This is a genomic window from Microbulbifer rhizosphaerae (genome assembly GCF_014191725.1).
GTDB classification, from domain to species: domain Bacteria; phylum Pseudomonadota; class Gammaproteobacteria; order Pseudomonadales; family Cellvibrionaceae; genus Microbulbifer; species Microbulbifer rhizosphaerae.
Genome location: NZ_JACHWZ010000025.1, coordinates 39,748 through 61,960, shown reverse-complemented (window position 1 = coordinate 61,960; position 22,213 = coordinate 39,748). Strand labels below are relative to the sequence as shown.

Genomic DNA, 22,213 nt, shown 5'->3' with positions numbered 1-22,213 from the left:
GAAAATGGAATGACCATTCCCTGCGAGCTGCGCCTAACTGTGAACAATTTGGGGGGCTCTGATATACACAATTAGTACCTTACACCACACTAGACCTGGAGTGGCCCCTTACCGCCGGCTGTATCGCCGATATATCCCATTGGCTGCAGAAATATACCCTGGTTGACGAGGTGGAGGAACTCGGCCGCTGGCCGATCCTCGCCGATGGGCAGATCCTGGCGGAGAGGTCGGGGGAAAGCCGGTTGCTGGTGACCAGTGCCTGTAGCCTGATTCTGGCCGATCGGTCCCGGGGAGTCCGGGGTGTTTTGCACGAACTATCCCTGCTTGTCGAAGCGGAGAAGTATTCGAGTCCGCTGGAAATCTTGCTGGGCGGCAGCTCCTGCCCTCCAGAGAGAGGAATCAGCGAGCCGGATATGCTGGAGCCAGGCGCGCAGTTGTGGTTGGGGACGGGAAGCAGTTGAAACATGTTTCCTTTCTTTCCGGAGCCCGACAACAGGGCATCTGGCGGGATTGCGGCTTCGAAGGAACGCTCGAGTCCGGCTACAGCTATCGGGACCAGTCCCTGCTGGACCTGGCATCGGACTGCATTGCCACCCAGGATGCGGTGACCCTGCTGGATGAGCACTATCGGAGCAGGCCTGAACTGATCGCCTTCAGTAACCGGCAGTTTTACGCGAGCCGTTTGAAGGTAATGCAGTCCAGACCGGGAACCTCGCAGTCGTCGGCCCTGGAGTTTGTGAAGATCGAGGGCCGTCGAACTTCCACCGGAAGAAATTCCGCGGAGCGGGACTACTTAGTACAGGAGGTTCGGGCCCATATAGAAAAATACCGGGCGTCACCGGTAAAGCCCACGATCGGTGTGCTTTCCCCTTTCCGCGAGCAGGCCGAATTCCTAGATCGGGAGATCAGGAAGGCGGTTTCGCTCGATACCTTGCGGGATTTCCTCGTGCGGGTTTCCACGCCCTATGGATTCCAAGGAGAAGAGCGGGATGTGATGTTGATTTCCCTGTCGATCGACAATGAGTCGGCCAGGGCGGCGGTCTATTTGAACAGGGAAGACGTCTTCAATGTCTCCATAATCCGGGCCAAGGAGCGACAGGTTGTTGTGCACTCTATCGATGAGGCCTCGCTACCTTCGGAGAACCTGCTGCGCCGATACTTATCCTTCAATCATTTTGGAAACAGGAATTTCTCCACGGAGGATATCCTGTGCCAATTCTCCGGGGAGGTGAAGGATCGGCTGGAGGAGAAAGACATAAATATCTGGATCGGTTTCACCATAGCGGGCCAGGAGATCGATGTGGTTTGCGAGCGGGCAGGGAAGATAGTCGGTATCGACCTGATCGGCTACCCCGGGGAGTTCCTGGAGCACTTCAGCGTGCAGACCTATAAAACCCTGTACCGCGCCGGTATTCATGTGATTCCCCTGTCGTACCGGCAGTGGGAAAGCGACAGGTCCGGGTGCGTGAGTAAAATAATTGGATTTCTGCAAAGGGCCTGATACCGGGAGCTTTTTGCGAGGCACGCCGTGATTACGTGGTTTGTCAGCGAGGTCCCTTTCGCCATAGTCCGCAAAAAGCCCTCAGTAGCAGGCCCGTCCATCCCTTAACTGAGTGCCACAGGTGCCACTCAGTTTTGCACCGCAACCGCAACCTGCTCCAGCTGCGCCGGCTCGCCAGTGCCGCGGCTGTGTCCCGCCAGCTTGCGCAGGGCCACATAGAACACCGGCGTCAGCAGCAGCCCGAACAGGGTCACGCCGATCATACCGGTAAACACCGTGATGCCCATGGCGTTACGCACTTCGGCTCCGGCGCCGGTGGCCAGCACCAGCGGCACCACGCCGGCGATAAACGCCACCGAGGTCATGATGATCGGCCGCAGGCGCAGGCGGCAAGCTTTCAGGGCCGCGCGCATCGGGTCGAAACCGTCGTTGATCTCCAGTTCGCGGGCGAACTCCACGATCAGGATGGCGTTCTTGCACGCCAGCCCCATCAGTACCACCAGGCCCACCTGTACGAACACGTTGTTGTCGCCGCCGGTTAGCCACACGCCGAACAGCGCCGCCAGCATACACATGGGCACGATCAGGATTACCGCCAGCGGTAGAACCCAGCTCTCATAGAGTGCGGCGAGTACCAGGAACACCAGCAGCAGGGCCAAGGGGAAGACCAGTATGGCCGCATTGCCTTGGGTGACCTGTTCGAAGCTCAAGTCGGTCCACTGGATATTCATGCCGCTGGGCAGCGTCTGTTCCGCCACTTTTTCCACTGCCGCCAGCGCCTGGCTTGAGGACAGCTTCGCCGGGTCCGACTGGCCGATCAGGTCTGCCGCCGGGTAGCCGTTGTAGCGGATCACCGGGTCCGGGCCGAAACTCTGGCGCAGGGTGACCATGGTATTGATGGGCACCATTTCGCCGCGGTCGTTGCGGGTGTAGAGGTGGTCGATATCGCTCACCTCATCTCGGAAGGGCGCGTCCGCCTGGGCCATGACCCGGTAGGTGCGGCCGAATAAATTGAAATCGTTGATATACAGCGAACCAAAATACAGCTGCAGAGTGCCGAACAGGTCATCCAGGCGCACGCCCTGCGCCTTGGCTTGCAACCGGTTCACCTCCGCATCCAGCTGCGGCACATTGGCCTGGTAGGAACTGAACGGGTAGCTGAGGCCCGGTGACTGGCTAAGCGCGCCGGCCAGTTGGTTGGTGGCGGTCTGCAGCGCGCCGTAGCCGGCGCCGGGGCGGTCCTGTACAGCGCCGCGGCGATTCTGGACATAGAGGGAATAGCCGGAACCGGCGCCCAGACCGAAGATGGGCGGCGGCATAAAGGTAACGGCGAAGCCCTCTTTGATCTGTGCCAGTTTGCCATTCAGTTCCGCGGCAATTTCCTGCGCGCTGCGATCACGCTCGCTGAAATCGTCGAAGAGCACAAACACCGTGCCCACATTCGGCGTGTTGGTGCGCTGCAGCGCGTTGAAGCCCACGAACCCAGCCGCGTGGAAAACCCCTTCAGTTTCCAGCGCAAGCTCGGTCACCCTGCGAGCGACTTCCTCGGTGCGGTCCAGCGAGGCGCCCTCCGGCAGGCGGATGCTGCCCACCAGATAGGTTTTGTCCTGGGTGGGAATAAAGCCGCCGGGCACCTGGTTGAACATAAATACCGTGCCGGCGAGCAGCAGCGCGTAGATGCCAAACACCAGGCCGCGACGGCTTAGGCTGTGGCTTACCATTCCCTGGTAGCGCTCGGCGTTGCGCTGGAAAAAGCGGTTGAACGGACGGAAGATCCAGCCGAACAAACGATCGATAATCCGCGCCGGCAGATCCGGCGCGGCGCCGTGGGGTTTCAGTAGTGTCGCCGCCAGTGCCGGCGACAGGGTCAGCGAGTTGATCGCGGAAATCACCGTGGCAATCGCGATGGTCATGGCGAACTGGCGATAGAACTGGCCGATGACGCCGTCGAGAAACGCCATGGGTACGAACACCGCGCAGAGCACCAGGCTGATGGCGACGATGGGTCCGCTCACTTCGCGCATCGCCTGGTGTGCCGCGGCCAGCGGAATCAGCCCCTCTTCGATATTGCGCTCGACGTTTTCCACCACCACGATGGCGTCGTCCACCACGATACCGATGGCCAGCACCATGCCGAATAATGTCAATGTGTTGATGGAAAAACCCAGCACCAGCAGTACTGCAAAGGTGCCGATAATCGACACCGGCACAGCCAGCAGTGGAATCAGCGAGGCGCGCCAGGTCTGCAAGAACAGAATCACCACCAGCACCACCAGCAGCACCGCTTCCAGCAGAGTTTTAATGACCGCTTTGATGGACGTGCTGACAAAAACCGTGGGGTCGTAGGCGATCTCCCAGTCCAGCCCTTCGGGAAACTGCTCGTCCAGTTCGTTCATTTTTTCCCGCACCGCGCGGGAAACTTCCAGGGAGTTGGAACCGGGCGCCTGGAAAATCGGTAGCGCCACCGCCTGGCGGCCGTTGAGCAGTGCGCGCAGCGCATCCTGGGAAGAGGCCAGCTCTATACGCGCCACGTCGCGCAGGCGGGTGATCTCGCCGTCGCCGCCGGTCTTCAGCACCACATCACCAAACTCCTCGGCGTTCTCCAGCCGGCCCTTGGCGTTGATGGAAATCAGGAAGTCGTTTTCCCCGGGCATGGGCTGGGCGCCGATCTGTCCGGCGGACACCTGCACATTCTGTTCGCGCACGGCGCTGACGATATCCGCTGAGGTGACGCCCAGCGCCGTGGCTCTCTGCGGGTCCACCCACAGGCGCATGGCGTAGTCGCCGGAACCGAACAGTCCCGCCTGGCCGACGCCGGGAATACGCGCCAGTTCGTCGCGGATATGCAGCACCGCGTAGTTGCGGATATAGGTGGCGTCGAAGCGGTCGTCTGGCGACAGCAGGTGCACCGCCATCATCAGGTTGGGGGACTGCTTCTGTGTGGTGACGCCCTGGCGCCGCACGTCCTCCGGCAGCCGCGGCAACGCCTGGGACACGCGGTTTTGCACCTGCACCTGGGCCAAGTCCGGGTCCGTGCCCAGTTTAAAAGTTACCGTGAGCGACAATGTGCCGTCGCTGCCGGCGACGGATTTCATATAGATCATATTCTCCACGCCGTTGATGGCCTCCTCCAACGGCGTGGCGACGGTTTCCGAAATGGTTTTCGGGTTGGCGCCGGGATAGCTGGCGGTGACCGCCACGCTGGGCGGTACCACCTCCGGGTATTCGCTGACGGGCAGCAGCGGAATACTGATCAGGCCCACCACAAAAATAATAATCGACAGTACCGAGGCGAAAATGGGCCGGTCGACGAAGAAACGGGAAAAATTCACGCAGTTCCCCTCAATGAATTTCAGAGATTGTGCACCACTGTAGGAGCGGCGGGGCGGCCATCCGCCGTTGGCCGCGATCGGCTTTGTCGATCATTCGAAGTCCGATCGCGGCCAACGGCCGCTTCTACAGAAAGAATGTTTGGAAGCTAGCGCGCGGCCAACTGCCGGTCGGAATCCTGCGCGCGCATCTGCACCAGCTGCGGCTCCACCTGCACACCGGCGGCGAAGATTTTCTGCAGGCCGTTGACGACTATCCGCTCGCCGGAATCCAGGCCGCGGCGGATCACCACCAGCTCATCCATCTGCGGCCCGGCCTCCACCTCGCGGCGGGCCACGCGGTTTTCCCCGTCCACCACATACACGAAGCGGCGGTCCTGGTCGGTGAGCACCGCCTTTCGGTTGACCAGCACCGCGCGGCTCAACTGCTCCGTGGGCATCTGTACGCGGGCGAACTGGCCGGGCTTGAAGGTGCCGGTGGGGTTCGGGATTACCGCGCGGAACTGTATGGTCCCCGTGTGGCTGTTCAGGCGGTTGTCGATAAAATCCAGCTGCCCGCGGTGGGGAAAGCCCGGCTCCCCGGCCAGCCCCACCCGTACCTCCGGATGCTGCTCGGGGGTGAAAAAGCTGCGGCTGGCAACAAAGGTCTGTTGGTCGCTCTCGAAATACACATACATGGGGTCGACTGAAACCAGCGTGGTCAGGAGAGTCTGGTCTGCGCTGGCCAGGTTGCCGCGGGTGATAAAGGCGCGCCCGACCCGGCCGCTGATCGGCGCCTCGACCTGGGTGTACTGCAGATCCAGACGGGCGTTTTCCAGCGCCGCTTCGGCGGCATCCACCGCCGCCTTGGCGGAATCCCGCGTGGCGTTGCGCCGGTCGAATTCGTCGCGGGAAATAGCGCGGCTTTTCAGCAATTGCTGTGCGCGCTCGGCCTGGCTCCGGGCCAGGGTCAGCTGGCTGCGCGCGCTGGCCAGTTCCGCCTGCGCCGCGCGCTCGCGGGCGCGGTAGGGGCGGGGATCAATGGAAAACAGCAGATCGCCGCGCTGTACCAGTTCACCCTCGGTGAAGGCGACCTGCTCGAGATAGCCGCTGACCCGGGGCCTCAGCTCCACCGTTTCCGGTGCGGCCACCCGGCCGGTGAAATCGTTCCAGAGCGTGGCCGGCTCAGCCAGCACCTGGGCAACTTCCACCACCGGTGGCGGCGCCTGCCGGGCGCCCTGCTTATCGGCACCGCATGCCGCCAGTGCGGTTGCAGCCAGAACCAGTAAAGTGGTTTTCAGAATTCTCACCATAACAAAATTAACTCCCTGGGTTACGGAAGAGTGGAAAGGGGCTTCTCTCCTGATGGACGGTAACCATACCGGTGAAGGGTGGTGGGGCGGTATCCGGTTACTGTGCAGTGATTGCCTAATCCTGTTTTGCGGTATTGAGAGGCTTTTCCGGGTTGAGTTGGGCTGGCACCCAGTTGCGCAATTGTTGCAAAACTGTGCCCGTGAAACCCAGTCGCACCAATAGTTGGCGGGATACGGGTGGATTGCACATTGCTGCAGGGTGATTGCCTAATTCTGCAAAAGTCTAAGAGGGTTGCCCAAAACTCCGTATACTGGCCGCCGGTATGGTTGGGTTGGTAAATGCCCGGTGATGACCGGGCGGTGAGGAGTTGGTTATGGCTGTGGAGCACAGGCAAGTCGGCGCGGGGGAAGCGGATATCGAGGCGGTGCGCAGGAAGCTCGCGCACAGAATACAGCAGTGGACGCCGGAGCAGGGAATGCAGTATTCGGCCCTGGACGGCGTGGGGTTGATCCGCTCCGATACCGCGACCAGTTGTACCTCTTCGGTATACGAACCCTGCCTGGGCTTTATCGTGCAGGGCAGCAAAACCCTGCAGCTGGGAGACAAGGAAATCTCCTACGGCTCCCCGAGCTACCTGGCCTCTTCGGTGCACCTGCCGGTGGTGGCGCAGGTGGTGGAGGCCTCCCCCGAGGAGCCCTACCTGGCGGTGAAGTTGGTGGTGGACCCGCAGGAGGTGACCGACCTGGTGCTGGACCTGGGGGACAAGGCCCCGGAACTCGATCCGGCGTTCACCTGCCCGGAAGTCTCCTGCGGCCTGTGCGTCGCGCAGATGGATCTTGGCATGCTGGAGGCGGTAAACCGTCTGGTGGGGTTGCTGGAAACCCCGGCGGATGCGCCGATACTGGCGCCGCTGGCGCGCCGGGAAATCCTCTACCGCGCGCTGATGGGCGAGATGGGTGCGCGCATGCGCAAGTTCGCCGTGGCGGACAGCCAGGCCAACCGTATCTCGCGGGTGATCGCCCTGCTCAAAGACCGCTTCTCCGAGCCGCTGCGCATTCGCGATCTGGCGGGGGAGGCCAATATGAGCGAGTCGTCCCTGTACCACAGTTTCAAGCAGGTCACGCGCATGTCGCCGTTGCAGTTCCAGAAAAAACTGCGCCTGCACGAAGCGCGCCGGCTGATGCTGGCCGAGGGGCTGGAGGCGGCCTCCGCCAGCTATCGGGTGGGCTACGAGAGCCCGTCCCATTTCAGCCGCGAGTACAGCCGCATGTTCGGCGCGCCGCCGCGGGCGGATGTAAGTAAATTGCGCGGGGAGCAGCGGGTGTCAGCCTGATCGGGGCCTGCTCAAACTGAATTCGAAAACCCGTGATGTGGGAGCCTGCCTTTGCAGGCGATTGGTTTGATTCTCCGCGCACATCCTAATCGCCTGCAGGGCAGGCTCCCACAGGGTGCGCCGTACGCACCGGAGACGCGGGAAGAAGTCCTTACCAGACCCAGGATGGTGCGCACGGCGCACCCTACGAGGTTGTCACCGAGGGGGTGGATACAAATCGGCAGAGGGCCGAAGGCGCCGCGAACATGTGGAGCGGTTGAGCGCAAAAATCTGCCAGGCGAACAGCAGAGGGTCATTCCCGCCGGCAGTCTCCGAAATCAGTTCGTTACTTCTTTCTCGTGCAGGATATCCAGCACCAGGGTATCCCTGGCCATATCGACCACGGGAAGTTCCTGGTATTTGTCCTGCAGAGCCCATTTGGCATAGCGTTGATTGAGCTTTCTGTATTTGACCGTTGCGTCAACCACCAGCGGACCCTTGACCCAGCTCGGCACCTCAAACTGATATTCAGCTATGTCGGAACCACCAGGCGCGATTACGTTCTTGTAAGTCTCTCCCACCATATTAAACAGTTCGTGAGTCCAGACTTGTTTGCCGTGACGATCCACCGGAATACTGCGATATATATGTGCGTCTTGATCCAGGTAGCCATCCTCGGACAGGGTTCCGCTGGAATAGACAGCCTTGCCGGTGGCATCGCGCACCAGGAGTTCGACCCAGGCCTGGTTGAGGTCGATAGTTCCCCCGGGGAATTCATGTCCCACTCCGATATTGTTGACTAGCACCTTGAGAGTTACCGTTTCTCCCAGGTAATGGTAATAGGGCGTTTCCTGGTGTTTGCGCAGTGACTCATCCAGGCTCACTTCTGTTTGCAGCGCCTTCTGTCGGTTGGGTTTCTCGATGGTGACGCGCAGCTTATTGCTCTGCAGAAACTTTTTGGTGAGTTCCAGTTGCTCCGTATCCCCGGATATCAGCGGCAACATGGTATTGGCGGCAAGGAAGCGGTGGGAACGAATCATTCCTTCGGCATTGGCGGAGGGGTCGTTCGCTTTAACGAGAGGCATATGGCAATCCTGGCAACGCGTCATATTATCGGTGGCGAAAGTCTGTTGGTGCTGCCGTGAGAATGGGCTGCTTAGCCAAGCCGAGTACTCGTCCTGCATTTTTACCCATCCCCAATTGTTTATGTCCTTGTCCATAAATTGGGTGTGGCAGGTGGCGCAGTGCCTCGCCTCGCGTAGGACCGGAGCAGCTACATCCCGCTTGTGCTGGTCGGCAGAGATTTTAATCAGATACTGACTGATTCCGCGCAGAATTGCCGAATCGCTGTTGCCAAACAGATAGGGGTGCGGCGGCCGGTACAGGTAACTGGCAACGCCGTCCAGATGCACTGTGTCGGCCATGGCGTGGCAACTGAGGCAGGTCACCCCTTCGGCGTGACCGCTTGTTCCCGGAACTCCCCCGTGTTTGCCGCCCGGTGTCAGTTCGCCGGTTAGCAGTGCTACGGGGGTATGGCAACCCTCACAGTAGCGCGTGGCAGCGATGCCCCTTTCAGCTGCGAGGAGAGAGACGTTGCGGGCATAGACCGGGTCAGATGCAGCCTGACGATGCACGGAGCTGTACCACTGCCGGGCAATATCCTGATGGCAGGAGGCGCACTGCGCGGCTCCGGCGATTTGCTTCTCGTGTATAAAGCCCCCGCTAACTGTTTCTGCCTGGCTCGGCCGGAAGGGATGGTCACCATAAGGCGTGGCATAGTTGTCGGAGATGCTCTTAACCGCTAGCGGTTTGTCGAACAAAGCGTAGGCTGCCGATGCGATAAAAATGACGAAGAGATAGGCGGCAGCCCATTTTAGCCCATAAGTTAGGGAGTGCCAGCTGTAGGTATGGGCGCGGTTATCTTCCGTTCGCGTGCGATATTTTATAACCCTATGCAGTGCCAAGTGCAGAGCTATCAGGGCGATAATTACCAGGCTCCCAACCATATGCCAATGCCCGATATGGGAACTGGTTTCTCTATGTCCATTGATGGCCAGGTAGAAGCCGGTATACAAGTAAGCTGCTAATGTTGCTATCGCCAGGATTCCACTGAGGATAAGCAGTGGTTTTCGGATGCCGAGAGTGCGCTTGAAGTGAACGAAGCTGTAGGCCAGCACGAGAACGGAAAAAGATAGTCCCACTACCACATGCGCAAGTATGTTCAACTGATTGCCTGCCATATGTTTTGGTAGGATAAAAATAGCCAGCCCGGAAAGACTGCAAATGATCAGTGTGGCAACCAGGGATCTAAAGGCAAGGGTCTCTCTGTCAAGTAGTGAAAGCTTATTGGTCATAAAATAGTGCTTCGCTATAGCTCAATACCAGGTCGCTATTGTGATTGATCAGGATATCTCCAGCGAGAATCCGTAATCCTTTTGGCTCTTCTTCATCCTTGAATATTTGCTCGAGGGTTTTATAGACGGAGTCGTCCACTGGATATCCCCCAAGGCTGGAAATCAGGACTGGCCTATACCTGCCGTTATTTCTTATTCTGGTATGTATTAAATCGATAAAACCCGCTGGTGGGTTTGTGGATAGCGATCTGAGTAGGGTGCTGATAACTGGTGCCGGGATCCATCTGTTGTCGAGAAATAAAGAATAATTATCTCCACAGAAGGCCAGGTTGTCCATAAACCACCGGTCTAACTGCGGTCTGCTGCAGGCGCCAAACAGACTGGCCAGTTGTTTTGGATGCAGCTTCTTCAGTTTGTTATTGTCGAGATGGATACATGATCCGGCCAGGTATTTGGCAGTTTTTGGGGGTTGGTTACTGGGAGATTTATGCTCAGACTGCATTTCCTTTACGTCGTGTTTCACTTTCCCTTCAGTTTTCCGCAGTGCAAGCTCCAGCTTTCTGTGTTGATCTTTATCTGTCAGGTGCAGCCTTAATGTTTTTGCGCTGTGGGTACGGCGCAATTCCCCCAGCGCATTGTATGCACTCTGCATGACGTCCGGATCAAAAGTGCGGTCGAGTAGTTGAATAATCGGGCTGACCGGGCGGAAGCTTTTGCTCTCCCCGAGGGCTCCAAGCGCACAGCTCTGTACTTCGCCGGATGCGTGCTCCAGCAATCGGATCAGCCTGCTAACCCCCAGATTCTTACGCAGTATTGCCGCCTCCTCTTCAATATAGAGGTGTCGGTAACCGTCCGCAATTGCACAAAGGATATCCGGTTCAGAGCGGGAGAGTAGCGGCTCAAGCCAGTGCAGGCTGTTATCATTCTCAGTGCGAATGAGCAAGTTTATCGCTCTGATTACTATATCCTTGGCTTTATCTTCCAGCGCCAGTTTTATGGTGGGGAGGTGGGTTTCTGGCCCGTGTTCGTCAATTTTATCCAGAATGCTCCGTCGTTCCGCTATCTCGTAAGTGAGAAAGCTTCTTGCGAGCTCCTCTGACTCTGCCTTGCCGCCGATGATTTTCCAGATAGCCAGCTTATAGGGTAAAGGCCGAAATGGTGTTTCTGTCTTTTTCCCATAACTACTGGAGAATTTTCCTTGCCGAATCAGATGGTACCGGTCAAGCCCCGGGCTGTTTTCCCGGGTAACTGATCCGTCGCGCCAATAAATAATGGCGGAAGCAGGAGACTCGTCGATATCCAGGGCAAAGCTGATTTTTGAACTGCGGTTTCCAAGAAATGTACCGATACTAATGAAGCGGGTTAGGGCGCGCTGGTTGGTGTTCAGCGTAACCTTTAACGCCCGCAAATAATCCGCGGAGCTAAAGTCAAAGCCGATCCATCGCGGATTAGGCGTGTTGTTAACAAATAGCTGTAACGGGCCATTGTTGTTGCTGACTACAAAGTCGCTATCGCCATCGCTGTCGAAATCGGCAGCTACCAGACTACGGCTCGACAGAGTTTCGCTAAATGGCTGTGGGTCTGGGATCCAAGGAGTAAAACGCCCCTTGCCGTCATTCAGTGCTAGCAGGTTTGGTTGCCCCTGAGGGACATAATAGGAATCGCCATCGGGGCCGTGGAAGCCATTGCCAAAGAGTAGGTCCGGGTATCCGTCATTGTTGATATCGACTAGGTCGATGCCGTAACTCGACATTCCGGTTAGTTTTCCGGGGGAGTCCAGCTGCTTCCAGGTTGCATTGATGTACTCATTCCCGGTATTTACAAGCAGGGCAGGGCTCTCTCCGGTTGTGGTCGACAGAACGATATCGGCATCCCCATCGCCGTCAAAATCATTGATCGCGGCGCTGCGGGTCCCGCTCGGTAGGTCCAGATGACGGGACAGATCCGCTTTGGCGAACTTTTGACCGCGTTGGTTGATATACAGTTGGGTAGTGGAGCCGAGACCGTTGACTATCAACAGGTCGACATAGGCATCATTGTTCGCATGTAGCCAGTGTGCGGAGAGGCTCCTTCCCTCACTGACATCTAAGTTAAATATTGCCGCCGACTCCTCGAATGTCAGTTCTCCCTTGTTGAGAAACAGTAAGTTGCTTCGCCCCTGGTAAAAATTTGGCTGGAAGCTGGCTGGCGTCGCCTGTCGGTAGCCGCTGATACCCTCGAAATGTTTGGCGGTTTTGTTGTAACCGAGGTAATTGGCTACGTATATATCCGGGAGATCGTCGTTGTTGATATCGGCGATGGCTACACTGGTGGGCCAGCCGGAATCACTCTGATAGAGCATTGCAGTTTTAAAGCGCCCGCCCCCTCGATTGTGCAAAAGATAGACGGCATCTCTGGATGTCACAACCAGGTCACTGAAGCCGTCGCTGTCCAGATCGGCAGCGCTGCACCCCATGCCCCAAAGATCCGGCTGCAGATCGATCTTCTGCGTAACATCTTTGAAATAGCCGCGACCGTCATTTTGATAGAGGCGGCTGCCTTGCTTTTGCGACCACCAGGAGTTGCGGCCGTAAAAGCGGGTGTGGCCGCTTCCACCCACGGCGAAGAGGTCGGGGCGGTTGTCGTTATTGAAATCCAGCACACAGATGCCGCTGCCGAGTGTCTCATCCAGGCCTGTAATGCCGTGGCTCTGCTGCAAGTGAGAAAAGTCGAGACCGCGCAGTAGTGCCTCTTCGCTCAGAACGGGAGGACGAATTGAGTTTTCTTGTATGTTTTCTGCGCGATTTTCATTTGTGCTTTCCTTCGACTTGGCACTGGACAACTCCGACAGCGGCTGAGAAGAGGAAGATTGACCATGAATTAAGCAAATCGTTAACACTGCCCCAATAACAAGACTGATCAGCGGGGTTGTAACCAACTGACGCCCAGGGTCTATTAGATTGTACATTTGTTCCAATTAAGCTCTGGACGCCCTGAAAACATCGAACAGGTTCCATTAAATTTGTCTATGAATTCTCAATGCTATAGTATCGCCGCTTCATTGCGATAAAGACAAGAACAAACCCGTTGCAGACCGGCGGGGAGAGCAGGCTTTGGGGGCGGCTTTCTCAGGCTGCGGCAACGTGAATTGTTCAAAGGATTGCTGGTCGGCTCACCAGTCGGGATTGGTAAAAGCGCGTACACCTTACACGAATCCTCTCTGTAAACAGCGCCACAAACCTTGTAGATAACTATTTTTTGCGCCCCAATTCGGTGCGCAGGATTTGTTTTGGGTTGGTGGGGGCGTGGGGTCTACCCGACTGGGTCTGTTCGCTGTTCCCGCTGTATAAGGACAACAGCTTGTAGGCCTATGTATCTAGCTTATTTTTGCCGCTTCTTCGGCTCTTTCTTCGCGGGCTTTCCATCCACCAGAAAACAGCAACTGGCCGCTCTACAGCAGTGCCTGATTGCGATTGTGTTGGCGGTGTCTGTACCGGCAGCAGCGGCCGAGCCCGGCGAGTTTCAAGTCTACGGCCCAGAGCTGTTTGTCCGGGATCATTTCTTTCCTTTTGACGGAAAAGACCTGCACAAGTTTTCGGCAGGTGCAGCCCAGGACAACCCGCTTTCCCTGTTGCACGCAGGGTACGGCAATTCCGGAAAATCCACTTTCGGCCGAGGACGGGGCGTACAGAAAAAGGCCGGCGCTGCCGGCCTCGACTGGCTTTGGACCGATTCCGATTGGCTGCACAAGCTGCTGAAGCATATGGGTCCCTACCGGGCCGAGCGCAGCTTCCCTGCGCCGGTTGTTGGGGATATTTACCTTCTGCGTGTATATAACGGACCGGAAGATACCCGGCGGGTTGTCGCCGGGCGTGTACTGCTCAACGGTCGCCAGATGCTCGGCCCTCGGGACTTTGCCCGCGGCTGGTGGGGCTTTTCCAACTGGTGGGGCTCCAAGCGGCGGAAGGACTTCTTCGAATTTGCCGTATCGCTGAACGAAACCAACAGCCTGCAGGTGGAAATCAATGGCCGCCCGGGCAGCGGCCTGCGCATCGAAGTGGTGGGCTTGGACAGCGATGCACCGCAGATAGAATCTGAGATAGTGCCGCCCGCCAACGAAGAGGGCTGGCACAATAGTGATGCCACGGTCTCTTTTATATGTAGTGATGCGCTGAGTGGCATTGCCAACTGCTCCGAACCGGTCGTCGTCAGTGAGGAGGGCGCGGACCAGCAGGTTAGCGGCTCCGCGGTGGATCTGGCCCAGAACACCGCCAGTGTCACCGCCAGCGTCAGCCTGGATAAGGCGGCTCCCGAAATGGTTGCAAGCACTGCGCCGGAGGCCAATGCCGCCGGCTGGCACAAGAGTGCGGTGACATTCAGTTACAGCTGCAGTGATGCATTGAGCGGCGTACTCAGCTGCCCCCAGGAGCGTTTGCTGGAAAGCGAGGGGCGCGACCAGGCTGTGGCCGCAACTGCACGGGACAAAGCCGGCAATACCGTCGAAACGGTAACCCCCGTCAACATCGACTTCACGCCACCCGAAATCAGTGTGCAGGCCTCGCCCGCCGCCAACGCGGCCGGCTGGAATAACACCGATGTCGCCGTGCAGTTTGCCTGCAGCGACGCCCTGAGCGGTATCGCCTCCTGCAGCGATGCACAGGCGGTATCCCAAGAGGGGGCCGGCCTGGCGATTACCGGCCTGTCGGAAGATATCGCCGGCAACAGCCGTTCAGTCAGCACCCGCCTCAATATCGACAAAACCCCACCCCTGATTTCCGCGCTGGTGTCGCCGGCTGCCAATGATGCCGGCTGGCACAACAGCGATGCGACCGTGAGTTTTGATTGCAGCGATACGCTGAGTGGCATTGTCAACTGTCCGGAGACGCAGACCCTTACTGAAGAGGGGCAAGGCCGCGAGGTTTCCGGCAGCGCATCGGACCTGGCCGGCAACGGCCGAGGCACCAGCCTCGTATTGAATCTCGACAAGACCCCGCCGCAACTCGACGTAGAATTTTCCGCAGAGCCCAATGCCGCCGGCTGGCACAGCGCACCGGTGACCCTGACCTATTCCTGTAGCGATGCCCTCAGTGGCGTGGCCGCCTGCCCTCAAGCGAAGACGATGGCGGAGGAAGGTGAGCAACTGGTGGTCTCCGCATCGGCACAGGACAAGGCCGGCAACAGCGCGCAGAGCGAGCTCTCCCTCAAGATTGACCAGACGGCGCCGAGCCTCGCGTTTACTTCACCCACGAACGGCGCGGCACTGGTGGACCGCCGCCCGCAACTCCTGCTGGCGGTAAATGACAATTTGATACTGGATGCGACTTCGCTGAGTGTCGCCGCCAACGGTATCCAGCTTGCCGCAAGCTGCCAGCTGGAAAACGGGGTCGCCAACTGTTCCCTGCAGAATGATTTACCGGCGGGCCAGGTCAGCCTCTCCGCCTCCGTCAGCGATATGGCCGGCAACAGTGCGACCGCCGCAGTTGCAATCAGCATCGACAGCGATGGCGACGGTGTAGCCGACGACAAGGACCTGTGCCCCGATACGCCTGCGGGCGAAGCCGTCGACAGTGAAGGCTGTTCTGAATCCCAGCGAGACGACGATGGCGATGGCGTGGCCAACAGCCTCGACCAGTGCCCAGGCACGCCCGCCGGCGAAGCGGCGAACGGCGACGGTTGCTCCCCCAGCCAGCTCGACACAGACGGCGACGGCATACTGAATGCGGATGACCAGTGCCCCAATACAGTACCCGGCACCCCGGTAGAAGCCGATGGCTGCGATAACAGCCAGCGCGACTCAGACCAGGATGGTGTGATCGACCTGGAAGACGCCTTCCCCGAAGACCCGGAAGAGTCCAGCGACCTGGACGGCGACGGCACCGGTGACAACGCAGACACCGACCGCGACGGCGACGGAGTCGAAAACGACCTGGATCTGTTCCCGGAAAACCCCAATGAAAGCGCCGACCTGGACGAAGACGGCATCGGCGATAACGCCGATACCGATCGCGACGGCGACGGAGTGGAAAACGACAGCGACGCCTTCCCGGATGATCCCTCCCGCCACAAGCTGCCGGTAGTGATGATCAACAGCCCGGCAACCCTCTCCACCGTCGGGCACACACCCGTCACCGTTACTGGCGTGGTGGACCCGGATGCGGTGGCCTTCACCGTCAACGGCCTGGCCGTGCCTTATGGCGGCGGTCAGTTCAGCGCCCAGGTTTCCCTGCACGAGGGGCACAACACCGTAGTGGCGCGTATGGTCGACGCTACCGGTACCGTCTCTACCGCCTCAATCAGCGTGGCCTTGGACTTGACTCCGCCCTATATCACCGTGGACTCCCACGAAGACGGCCAGACGGTGCACAGCGACAAGGTATCGGTAACCGGCCTGATCAACGACATAGTGCGCGGCACCATCGAGGAGGACGAAGCCACAGTCACCGTCAATGGCGTGGCGGCCAGTATCGTGAACCGCAGCTATCAGGCGCTGGATATCCCCCTGCAGGAAGGCGAAAACACCTTGACCGTAGAAGCGGTCGACCAAGTGGGCAACAGTGCCAGCCAGACCTTTACCCTGAGCTACGAACCGCTGACTGGCCAGCGCCTGGAAATTATTTCCGGCAACGGCCAGAGCGCGAAGATTAATACCGAGCTGTCCGAGCCCCTGGCCGTAAAAGTGCTGGATAACGGCGGCAACCCGGTAGTGGACAAAAATGTTGTCTTCCGGGTAATCCAGGGCTCCGGCATCATCGGCATAGGCACCGAACTGGAAGGCCGCGGCGTACTGGCGAAAACCGATGCCGAAGGCATAGCCTATACCCGCTACCGCCTCGGCCAGCGTGCCGGCGTCGGCAACCAGAAGGTGCGCGCGCGGGTGGTGGGTTACGGAGACGAAGCCGTCTTCTCCGCCTCTGCTTCGGGCAATATCGGTAACAAACTCAGCGTCAACAGCGGCAACAACCAGCGCGGCGGCACCCACCAGCCGCTGCCCGCGCCCTTTGTGGTGGTGGTCACCGACGAGGGCGCCAACGTGGTGCCCGATGCCCGTATCCGCTTTGAGGTGGTGAACGGCGGCGGCCACTTCCAGAACGACAGCACTGTCTACGAGACCCAGACCGACGGCGACGGCCGCGCCAGCGCCCATCTGATGATGGGCGGCGTCACCGGCCTGGATCAGCAGCGGGTCAAAGCCACACTGCTGGATGCACCGGTGGTTGACGGCGTAAAGCAGACAATTACCGCCGGCTTTACCGCCTCCGCCTTCAAACCGGGCGATGCGGGCGATACCTCCATCAGCGGCGTGGTGATGGACAACCAGGACACCCCGCTGCCCGGCGTCACCGTGCGCGTGGACGGCACCACCCGCCAGGCGGTATCCGACGCCGAGGGCCAGTTCAAGATCACCGAAGTGCCCGCCGGTCCGGTGCACCTGATCGCGGATGGTTCCACTACCACTGTCGAAGGCGAATACCCGGCGCTGGCCTACAACCTGGTCACCGTCTCCGGCGTGGACAACCCGCTTTCGTCCCCCATCTATATGGTGAAGCTGAATACCGAGAATGCGGTTTGGGCGGGCAAGGAGGACGTGGAGCTCACTCTACCGGAAGTGCCCGGCTTCAAGCTGGAAATCCCCGCCGGCTCGGTTACCTTCCCGGACGGCTCCAGGGAGGGCTATGTTTCGGTCACAGTGGTCAACAGCTCCAAGGTGCCGATGACGCCGCCGAACGGTATGCAGCCGCAGTTTATCGTCACTATCCAGCCCACCAATGCGCTGTTCGATCCGCCGGCGCGGTTGACGCTGCCGAATGTGGATGGGCATACGCCAGGGGCGCAGGTGGAGATGTTCTCCTTTGATCATGATCTGGAGGAGTTTGTGGCCATCGGTTTGGGTAGCATCAGTGAAGACGGTACCGTGATCCGTTCCAACCCTGGAGTCGGTGTGGTGCGGGCTGGTTGGCACTGTGGTGCTCAGCCAGGTGGCAGTGGTACGCCTAACAACTGCGATTACTGTCACGATTGTGATGGCACTAATTGCATATTGGCGCCCGACCGGGAAGCGGAGACGCAAATACCTGGGAACTGTTACCGAGAGACATGTGGGGGGGGTAAGGGAGTCCTCGATCCAAAGGACGAGCCAGAGGATAAGCCGAACGATTGTGTTGATCCGAGTTGTGATCCAAGTAAGCCCGCTCCTTGGGATGATACAGAAACTCCGGACATTGAAGATAAGCCGGGCGATTGCCGAGCTCCTGTCTGTAAGGATGGGAAAGGTACTGAGGAATATACGTCAAGTGAGACGCCTTCTGAGGATAGTGGGATCCCTGCATATGAGTGCAAGAAATGCTCTGATGACGGTCCGGCAGCTGATTCCTCAAAGAATGGGGTGAGAACAAACGATGGCCAGTCATGCTGCTTTGACGGTGGAACTATAGCTGCGTCCGTTGATTATGAAACTCTGCAAAGTTCGTGCCCAAATAAAACTCAAAATGAGGGTAGGGATCACCAAATAGATGGCTGTAGCAATTCTCCAGATAACGTTGAAAATGCTGTTATTGAAACAAGGTATCTAGAGAACTTTGATAAGTACGTTACTCTCCCGGAATGGGGATCTGTGGTCGGAGCAGTAGATAACGGAAACACGGGGAATATTACCCGTCCATGCAATTTGCATGATATTTGTTATCAAACATGTGGGAAAACGCAGTTGAGCTGCGATCAGGCTCTTGAAGGTGGTATGAGGAATACTTGCGCGGCTTCATATCCAAATCAGTGCCCCTATCAAGATGAAGATAATTGTTTAGATTATGCACAGGAACGTGAATACTGCTTCGATGCTGCGTCTTTTTACTTTACTGTACTGTCAGACTGGGATGCAGGTAGTTCTGCATATCAGGAGCGTCAATCTCAATACTGTATGTGCTGTCCAGAATAATGAAGAGTAAAAAATGTTTAGATCATTAAAAAAAATTAATTTTTGTATTTTGGTTTTTACGATCAGTTTTGGTGTGCCAGTATCGGGAAGAGACTCTCCATCTATTGGTGCTTTGAACACTGAAAGTATAAAAAATAAAATCCAAGCAAAAATAGGTCACTTTCGTATAACTTCACTAAAGCATGGGGTCTCAATTCTGCCATATATTGCTGCAGACAATAGAGTCACTTCAGTGCTTTATATAAAAGAAGGTAATGCTGTAAGGCTAAAACTGCCACAAACCCCGAAAGTGTCTGATTTCCAACCGGGTTGCATCGATGATGAGAAGATTATATTCCTGGAGCGCTTGACGGGCGGTGAGTTGTACCTTAACAAGATTTTTTTTAGCAATGCAAAGCAGGAAAGAAAGAGGGTTTTTTCTAAGTTAAATGGTATTACTTGGGCTGGTTATAACTGTGAACGACTTGTGTTACGGAGGCAAAAGGAAGGCATAGATTTGCTGGAGGTCTATTCCAAGCTTGATGTGGCCGAGAAGGTTGCTCCAGATGTGTCTATAGAGTTGTCAAGTTTGGATCCGGGGTGGATTACAAGTTCAGTTTATCTAGAGCGTGAGAGTATTAATGTGCTTGGCGCCTCAGCAGAAAGAGAGAGCTGGTGGGGGATTATTTTGAATTATAAGGGAGAGGTTTTAAAGAGATTAAAATTGTTGGAGGAATTTTCCGGAGATGTGTTATCTGTGGTTGGTGCGGGATATGGATATGTTGGTGTTGTTAAAAAAGGTTTTTTGGATAGATCTTCAACATATGTTTTTATGGACGAGGAATTGGTGGTTGTAGGGCGCCGCGAGCTGGATAGTCTATATCCGCCGTTGGTAAAAGACTGTAAAGATGGGCGATATCTTACAGCAATGCCAAGTGAATATAATGGTAAGCCGTCGATAGATCTCTTTGCATACGGAAATAGGAGGGGCGAAGAACGTTTCCCGGACATGATTAGCGATGGCAGATTAGTTTTTGGAGAAGCTGTTGTCGGCAAGGTTGGTGATGTCATCGTTTTGGTTTCAGGGTCTGAGCTTGAGAAAGAGTCAAGTGGTTTTGTAATAAAGGATAAGAATTTTTTCTTCTCAGTTAAGTTTGATTGTGGTGCTTAGGGCGTCTTATTTTTGGTGGTTGAATGAAAGTAATTAATTCTTTGGTTGTGTCTTTTTTAAGTTTTTGTTATTTCTTGTTCTAAAAAATTGCAATGATTAAAAAACAATGCCCTACATTTTCGCATAACAGTATGAGCAGACCAAGTAAGGAAAATATGAACTATCTTGCGGGCATGATATTTTTGATTGTCACATTAGCTGCAAATGCCGCCGGCCCTAGTTTCGATTGTAATTTGGCACGATCAAAAGCCGAGAAGGAAATTTGTTCGCAATCTCACCTAAGTTCTCTGGACCAAGAAATTTCAGAACTCTATTTTTATGGGATGAAAGTGCTTTCGGCTGAAAAAAGGGAAATATTGAAGGCAAATCAAAAAGAATGGCTCAGAGGTCGAGAGAAACCCTTCCCAAATCTTTCTACATATATGGAAATCAGAATTAAAGAACTGCAAACATTCATTGCTGGTCCCACGCTACAGTTGCCTGAATATTCTCCAGCTCACGCCTTCGATTTCGAATTTCATGGTGATATAGAAGAAGATTTTTTACCAGAGTTGTTGATCCAGTATTTAAACCAAATTGCAGAGGATTTCCTCGTTAATGGGGAAAGGTTTTCTGACCGATATTCAGGCATCAGTATCGATGACTTCAATAGAATTAAGCCTATGAGGGTTTATTACGGCCCAGCCCGTCTGCACGGAGTTGAATCTGGGGGCGATATGTATTGCCCGCAGTTCTGGGAGCTCTATATTTCCTTAGATGCAAAATGGCGGTATTTAAGAGAATACTTTGATAGTAATGGGCAAAAAGTAGAGATGCCAAGCTCAGAACTGCAGGAAGCTGATTTGAATAAATGCACCACATTCGGTGGTACGTCAAAATTAGTCTTTTGGACCAATTCAGAGGAAGCCAGACATAAGGGAGAAGTTAACGGTATGCACTTTATTGAGTATATATACGACAGGAATGAAAATACGCTGGTGGAAATGACCAGATATACAACTCACTAATAGGAGCCTTTTATGTGTATTGGTGTTCCTGGTGATACGATGCGGTTCTTAAAGTACATAACGAACTAATTGACTGGCTTATGGTAAGAGTGCTTGGTGCAGTTATTTCTATGTTGATGATTTTCTTTGCGGTCGACAGGATCATTGTGTGGAAGCATGAGTATCAGCATGGTCCATATAAGTCCGTTGAAGTTGATGTTCTGGAAATTGCAAGAGAATGCGTCCGGACTGGGTCTGGGCGAGTCTCGCGTATCGATGTTAAGGTTTTGTGGCAAGGAAAGGCTGTCTTCTTGAGAAATCCTGTTATTGGTTTTTACCCCGTTAATCATTGCTTTTTTAAGAAGCATTACTCGCTTTACGATGAGAAAAGGTTGAGATCTATAGCGAATGGTGGGATTGCAACCTTTCTCTTATCTGGGGAGGGGGAATTGTATTTGGGAAGAATATCTAATTATTTTTCTTTTGGTGTGATGGCGTCGCTAGTAGTGTTGCTTTTTGTGGTTACGCGGTTTAGGGGGTGTTCGTGAGCTTTGGTAGGAAATTTGTATACTTGATGTGCATTTGCGTTTCAATATTGGGCTGTACTGATAATGAGACGGAAAGTAAATGGTATCAGGAGGAGGTTCTGGTCCAGCTTCAGGAATTAAAGAAGGAAGTCCGTTCCCTACGCGAGGATGTGGCAGAGCTATCCAAAGGCCGTTCCCGCTCAGCTGGGAATCGAGTAACTAATATTCGTTTGGATGACGCACCATCCCTCAATGAAAAAGCGCAAATCGCGATAGTCGAATTTTCCGACCTCCAGTGTCCCTTTTGCGCGCGCCACGACCGGCAAGTTTTTCCCGAGCTGAAGAAGAAATACCTGGATACTGGCAAACTCCGCTACGTGGCCAGGGATTTCCCGCTCAGTTTCCATGCCCAAGCCAGGCCCGCGGCCCTCGCCACTCATTGTGCCGGTGATCAGGATAAATACTGGGAAATGCGCCACTTCCTGTTCGCCAATAGAAATCTGGGCAGGGATCTGTTCGTCCAGGGGGCCGACAAGCTGGGCCTGGATAGAGATTCCTTCGTAGAGTGTCTAGATACAAAAAAAAATGCCGACCGGGTGGAAGCTGACTTTACCTACGGCCAGCAGATCGGTGTAAGTGGTACACCGCGCTTCTACATCGGCCGAGTCGAAGGCGACAAGCTGGTGGATGTAGTGCCTCTGGCCGGCGCCCAGCCATTTTCCGCCTTCGAGCGGGTAATCGATAAATTTCTAAACAATAACTCCTAAAACGGAATTAGGTCTTTCTGCTGATGAATATTTCGGGTAACAAACTTTTCTGCCAACTCGCTTGTACTTTGTTGTTTGCAGTT

At 55.9% G+C, this 22,213-nt stretch carries 11 protein-coding genes; 7 read left to right on the top strand and 4 right to left on the bottom strand.

Annotation, left to right across the window (positions count from 1 at the left end; all coding sequences use genetic code 11):
• Positions 1 to 170: 170 nt before the first annotated feature.
• Both FHS09_RS19655 and FHS09_RS19650 read left to right on the top strand, forming a co-directional pair.
• Positions 171 to 461, top strand: a complete 291-nt coding sequence (locus tag FHS09_RS19655) for a hypothetical protein (protein WP_183463112.1) — start codon at positions 171 to 173, stop codon at positions 459 to 461.
• Entirely contained in the window at positions 458 to 1,501 is a 1,044-nt protein-coding gene (locus tag FHS09_RS19650; protein ID WP_183463110.1) for a DEAD/DEAH box helicase, read from the top strand. The genes FHS09_RS19655 and FHS09_RS19650 overlap by 4 nt, the downstream gene beginning before the upstream one ends.
• Before the next feature lie 128 nt (positions 1,502 to 1,629).
• On the opposite strand, the gene FHS09_RS19645 is transcribed toward FHS09_RS19650, so the two are convergent.
• Positions 1,630 to 4,833, bottom strand: coding sequence for a multidrug efflux RND transporter permease subunit (locus tag FHS09_RS19645; protein ID WP_183463108.1), 3,204 nt, complete (start codon positions 4,831 to 4,833; stop codon positions 1,630 to 1,632).
• 146 nt (positions 4,834 to 4,979) lie between these two features.
• A complete protein-coding gene (locus FHS09_RS19640) occupies positions 4,980 to 6,122 on the bottom strand; it encodes an efflux RND transporter periplasmic adaptor subunit (protein WP_183463106.1) in 1,143 nt (380 codons plus the stop codon).
• 374 nt (positions 6,123 to 6,496) lie between these two features.
• On the opposite strand from FHS09_RS19640, the gene FHS09_RS19635 reads away from it, so the two are divergent.
• Positions 6,497 to 7,456 (top strand): AraC family transcriptional regulator, encoded by a 960-nt coding sequence (locus FHS09_RS19635; RefSeq protein WP_221192145.1) that lies wholly within the window; start codon positions 6,497 to 6,499, stop codon positions 7,454 to 7,456.
• 317 nt (positions 7,457 to 7,773) lie between these two features.
• Here FHS09_RS19635 and FHS09_RS19630 read toward each other — a convergent pair whose 3' ends face one another.
• Together FHS09_RS19630 and FHS09_RS19625 are read right to left on the bottom strand one after the other, a co-directional pair.
• Positions 7,774 to 9,789 carry a multiheme c-type cytochrome gene (locus FHS09_RS19630; protein ID WP_183463104.1) on the bottom strand — a complete coding sequence of 672 codons (2,016 nt, stop codon included), beginning with the start codon at positions 9,787 to 9,789 and terminating at the stop codon, positions 7,774 to 7,776.
• On the bottom strand, positions 9,779 to 12,736 hold the full coding sequence (locus FHS09_RS19625; RefSeq protein WP_183463102.1) for an FG-GAP-like repeat-containing protein: 2,958 nt from the start codon (positions 12,734 to 12,736) through the stop codon (positions 9,779 to 9,781). Before FHS09_RS19625 ends, FHS09_RS19630 begins: the two co-directional genes overlap by 11 nt.
• A gap of 402 nt (positions 12,737 to 13,138) precedes the next feature.
• On the opposite strand from FHS09_RS19625, the gene FHS09_RS19620 reads away from it, so the two are divergent.
• From FHS09_RS19620 to FHS09_RS19605, 4 genes are all read left to right on the top strand, one after another.
• Positions 13,139 to 18,700: a thrombospondin type 3 repeat-containing protein gene (locus tag FHS09_RS19620; RefSeq protein ID WP_183463099.1), complete on the top strand. Its 5,562-nt coding sequence runs from the start codon at positions 13,139 to 13,141 to the stop codon at positions 18,698 to 18,700.
• A 13-nt stretch (positions 18,701 to 18,713) separates the two neighbouring features.
• Entirely contained in the window at positions 18,714 to 19,850 is a 1,137-nt protein-coding gene (locus tag FHS09_RS19615) for a hypothetical protein (RefSeq protein WP_183463097.1), read from the top strand.
• Between the two features lie 92 nt (positions 19,851 to 19,942).
• The gene (locus FHS09_RS19610) at positions 19,943 to 20,857 is read left to right on the top strand and encodes a lysozyme inhibitor LprI family protein (protein WP_183463095.1); all 915 of its coding nucleotides are present in this window, start codon (positions 19,943 to 19,945) and stop codon (positions 20,855 to 20,857) included.
• Between the two features lie 523 nt (positions 20,858 to 21,380).
• Positions 21,381 to 22,130 (top strand): thioredoxin domain-containing protein, encoded by a 750-nt coding sequence (locus FHS09_RS19605; protein WP_183463093.1) that lies wholly within the window; start codon positions 21,381 to 21,383, stop codon positions 22,128 to 22,130.
• Positions 22,131 to 22,213: the final 83 nt, after the last annotated feature.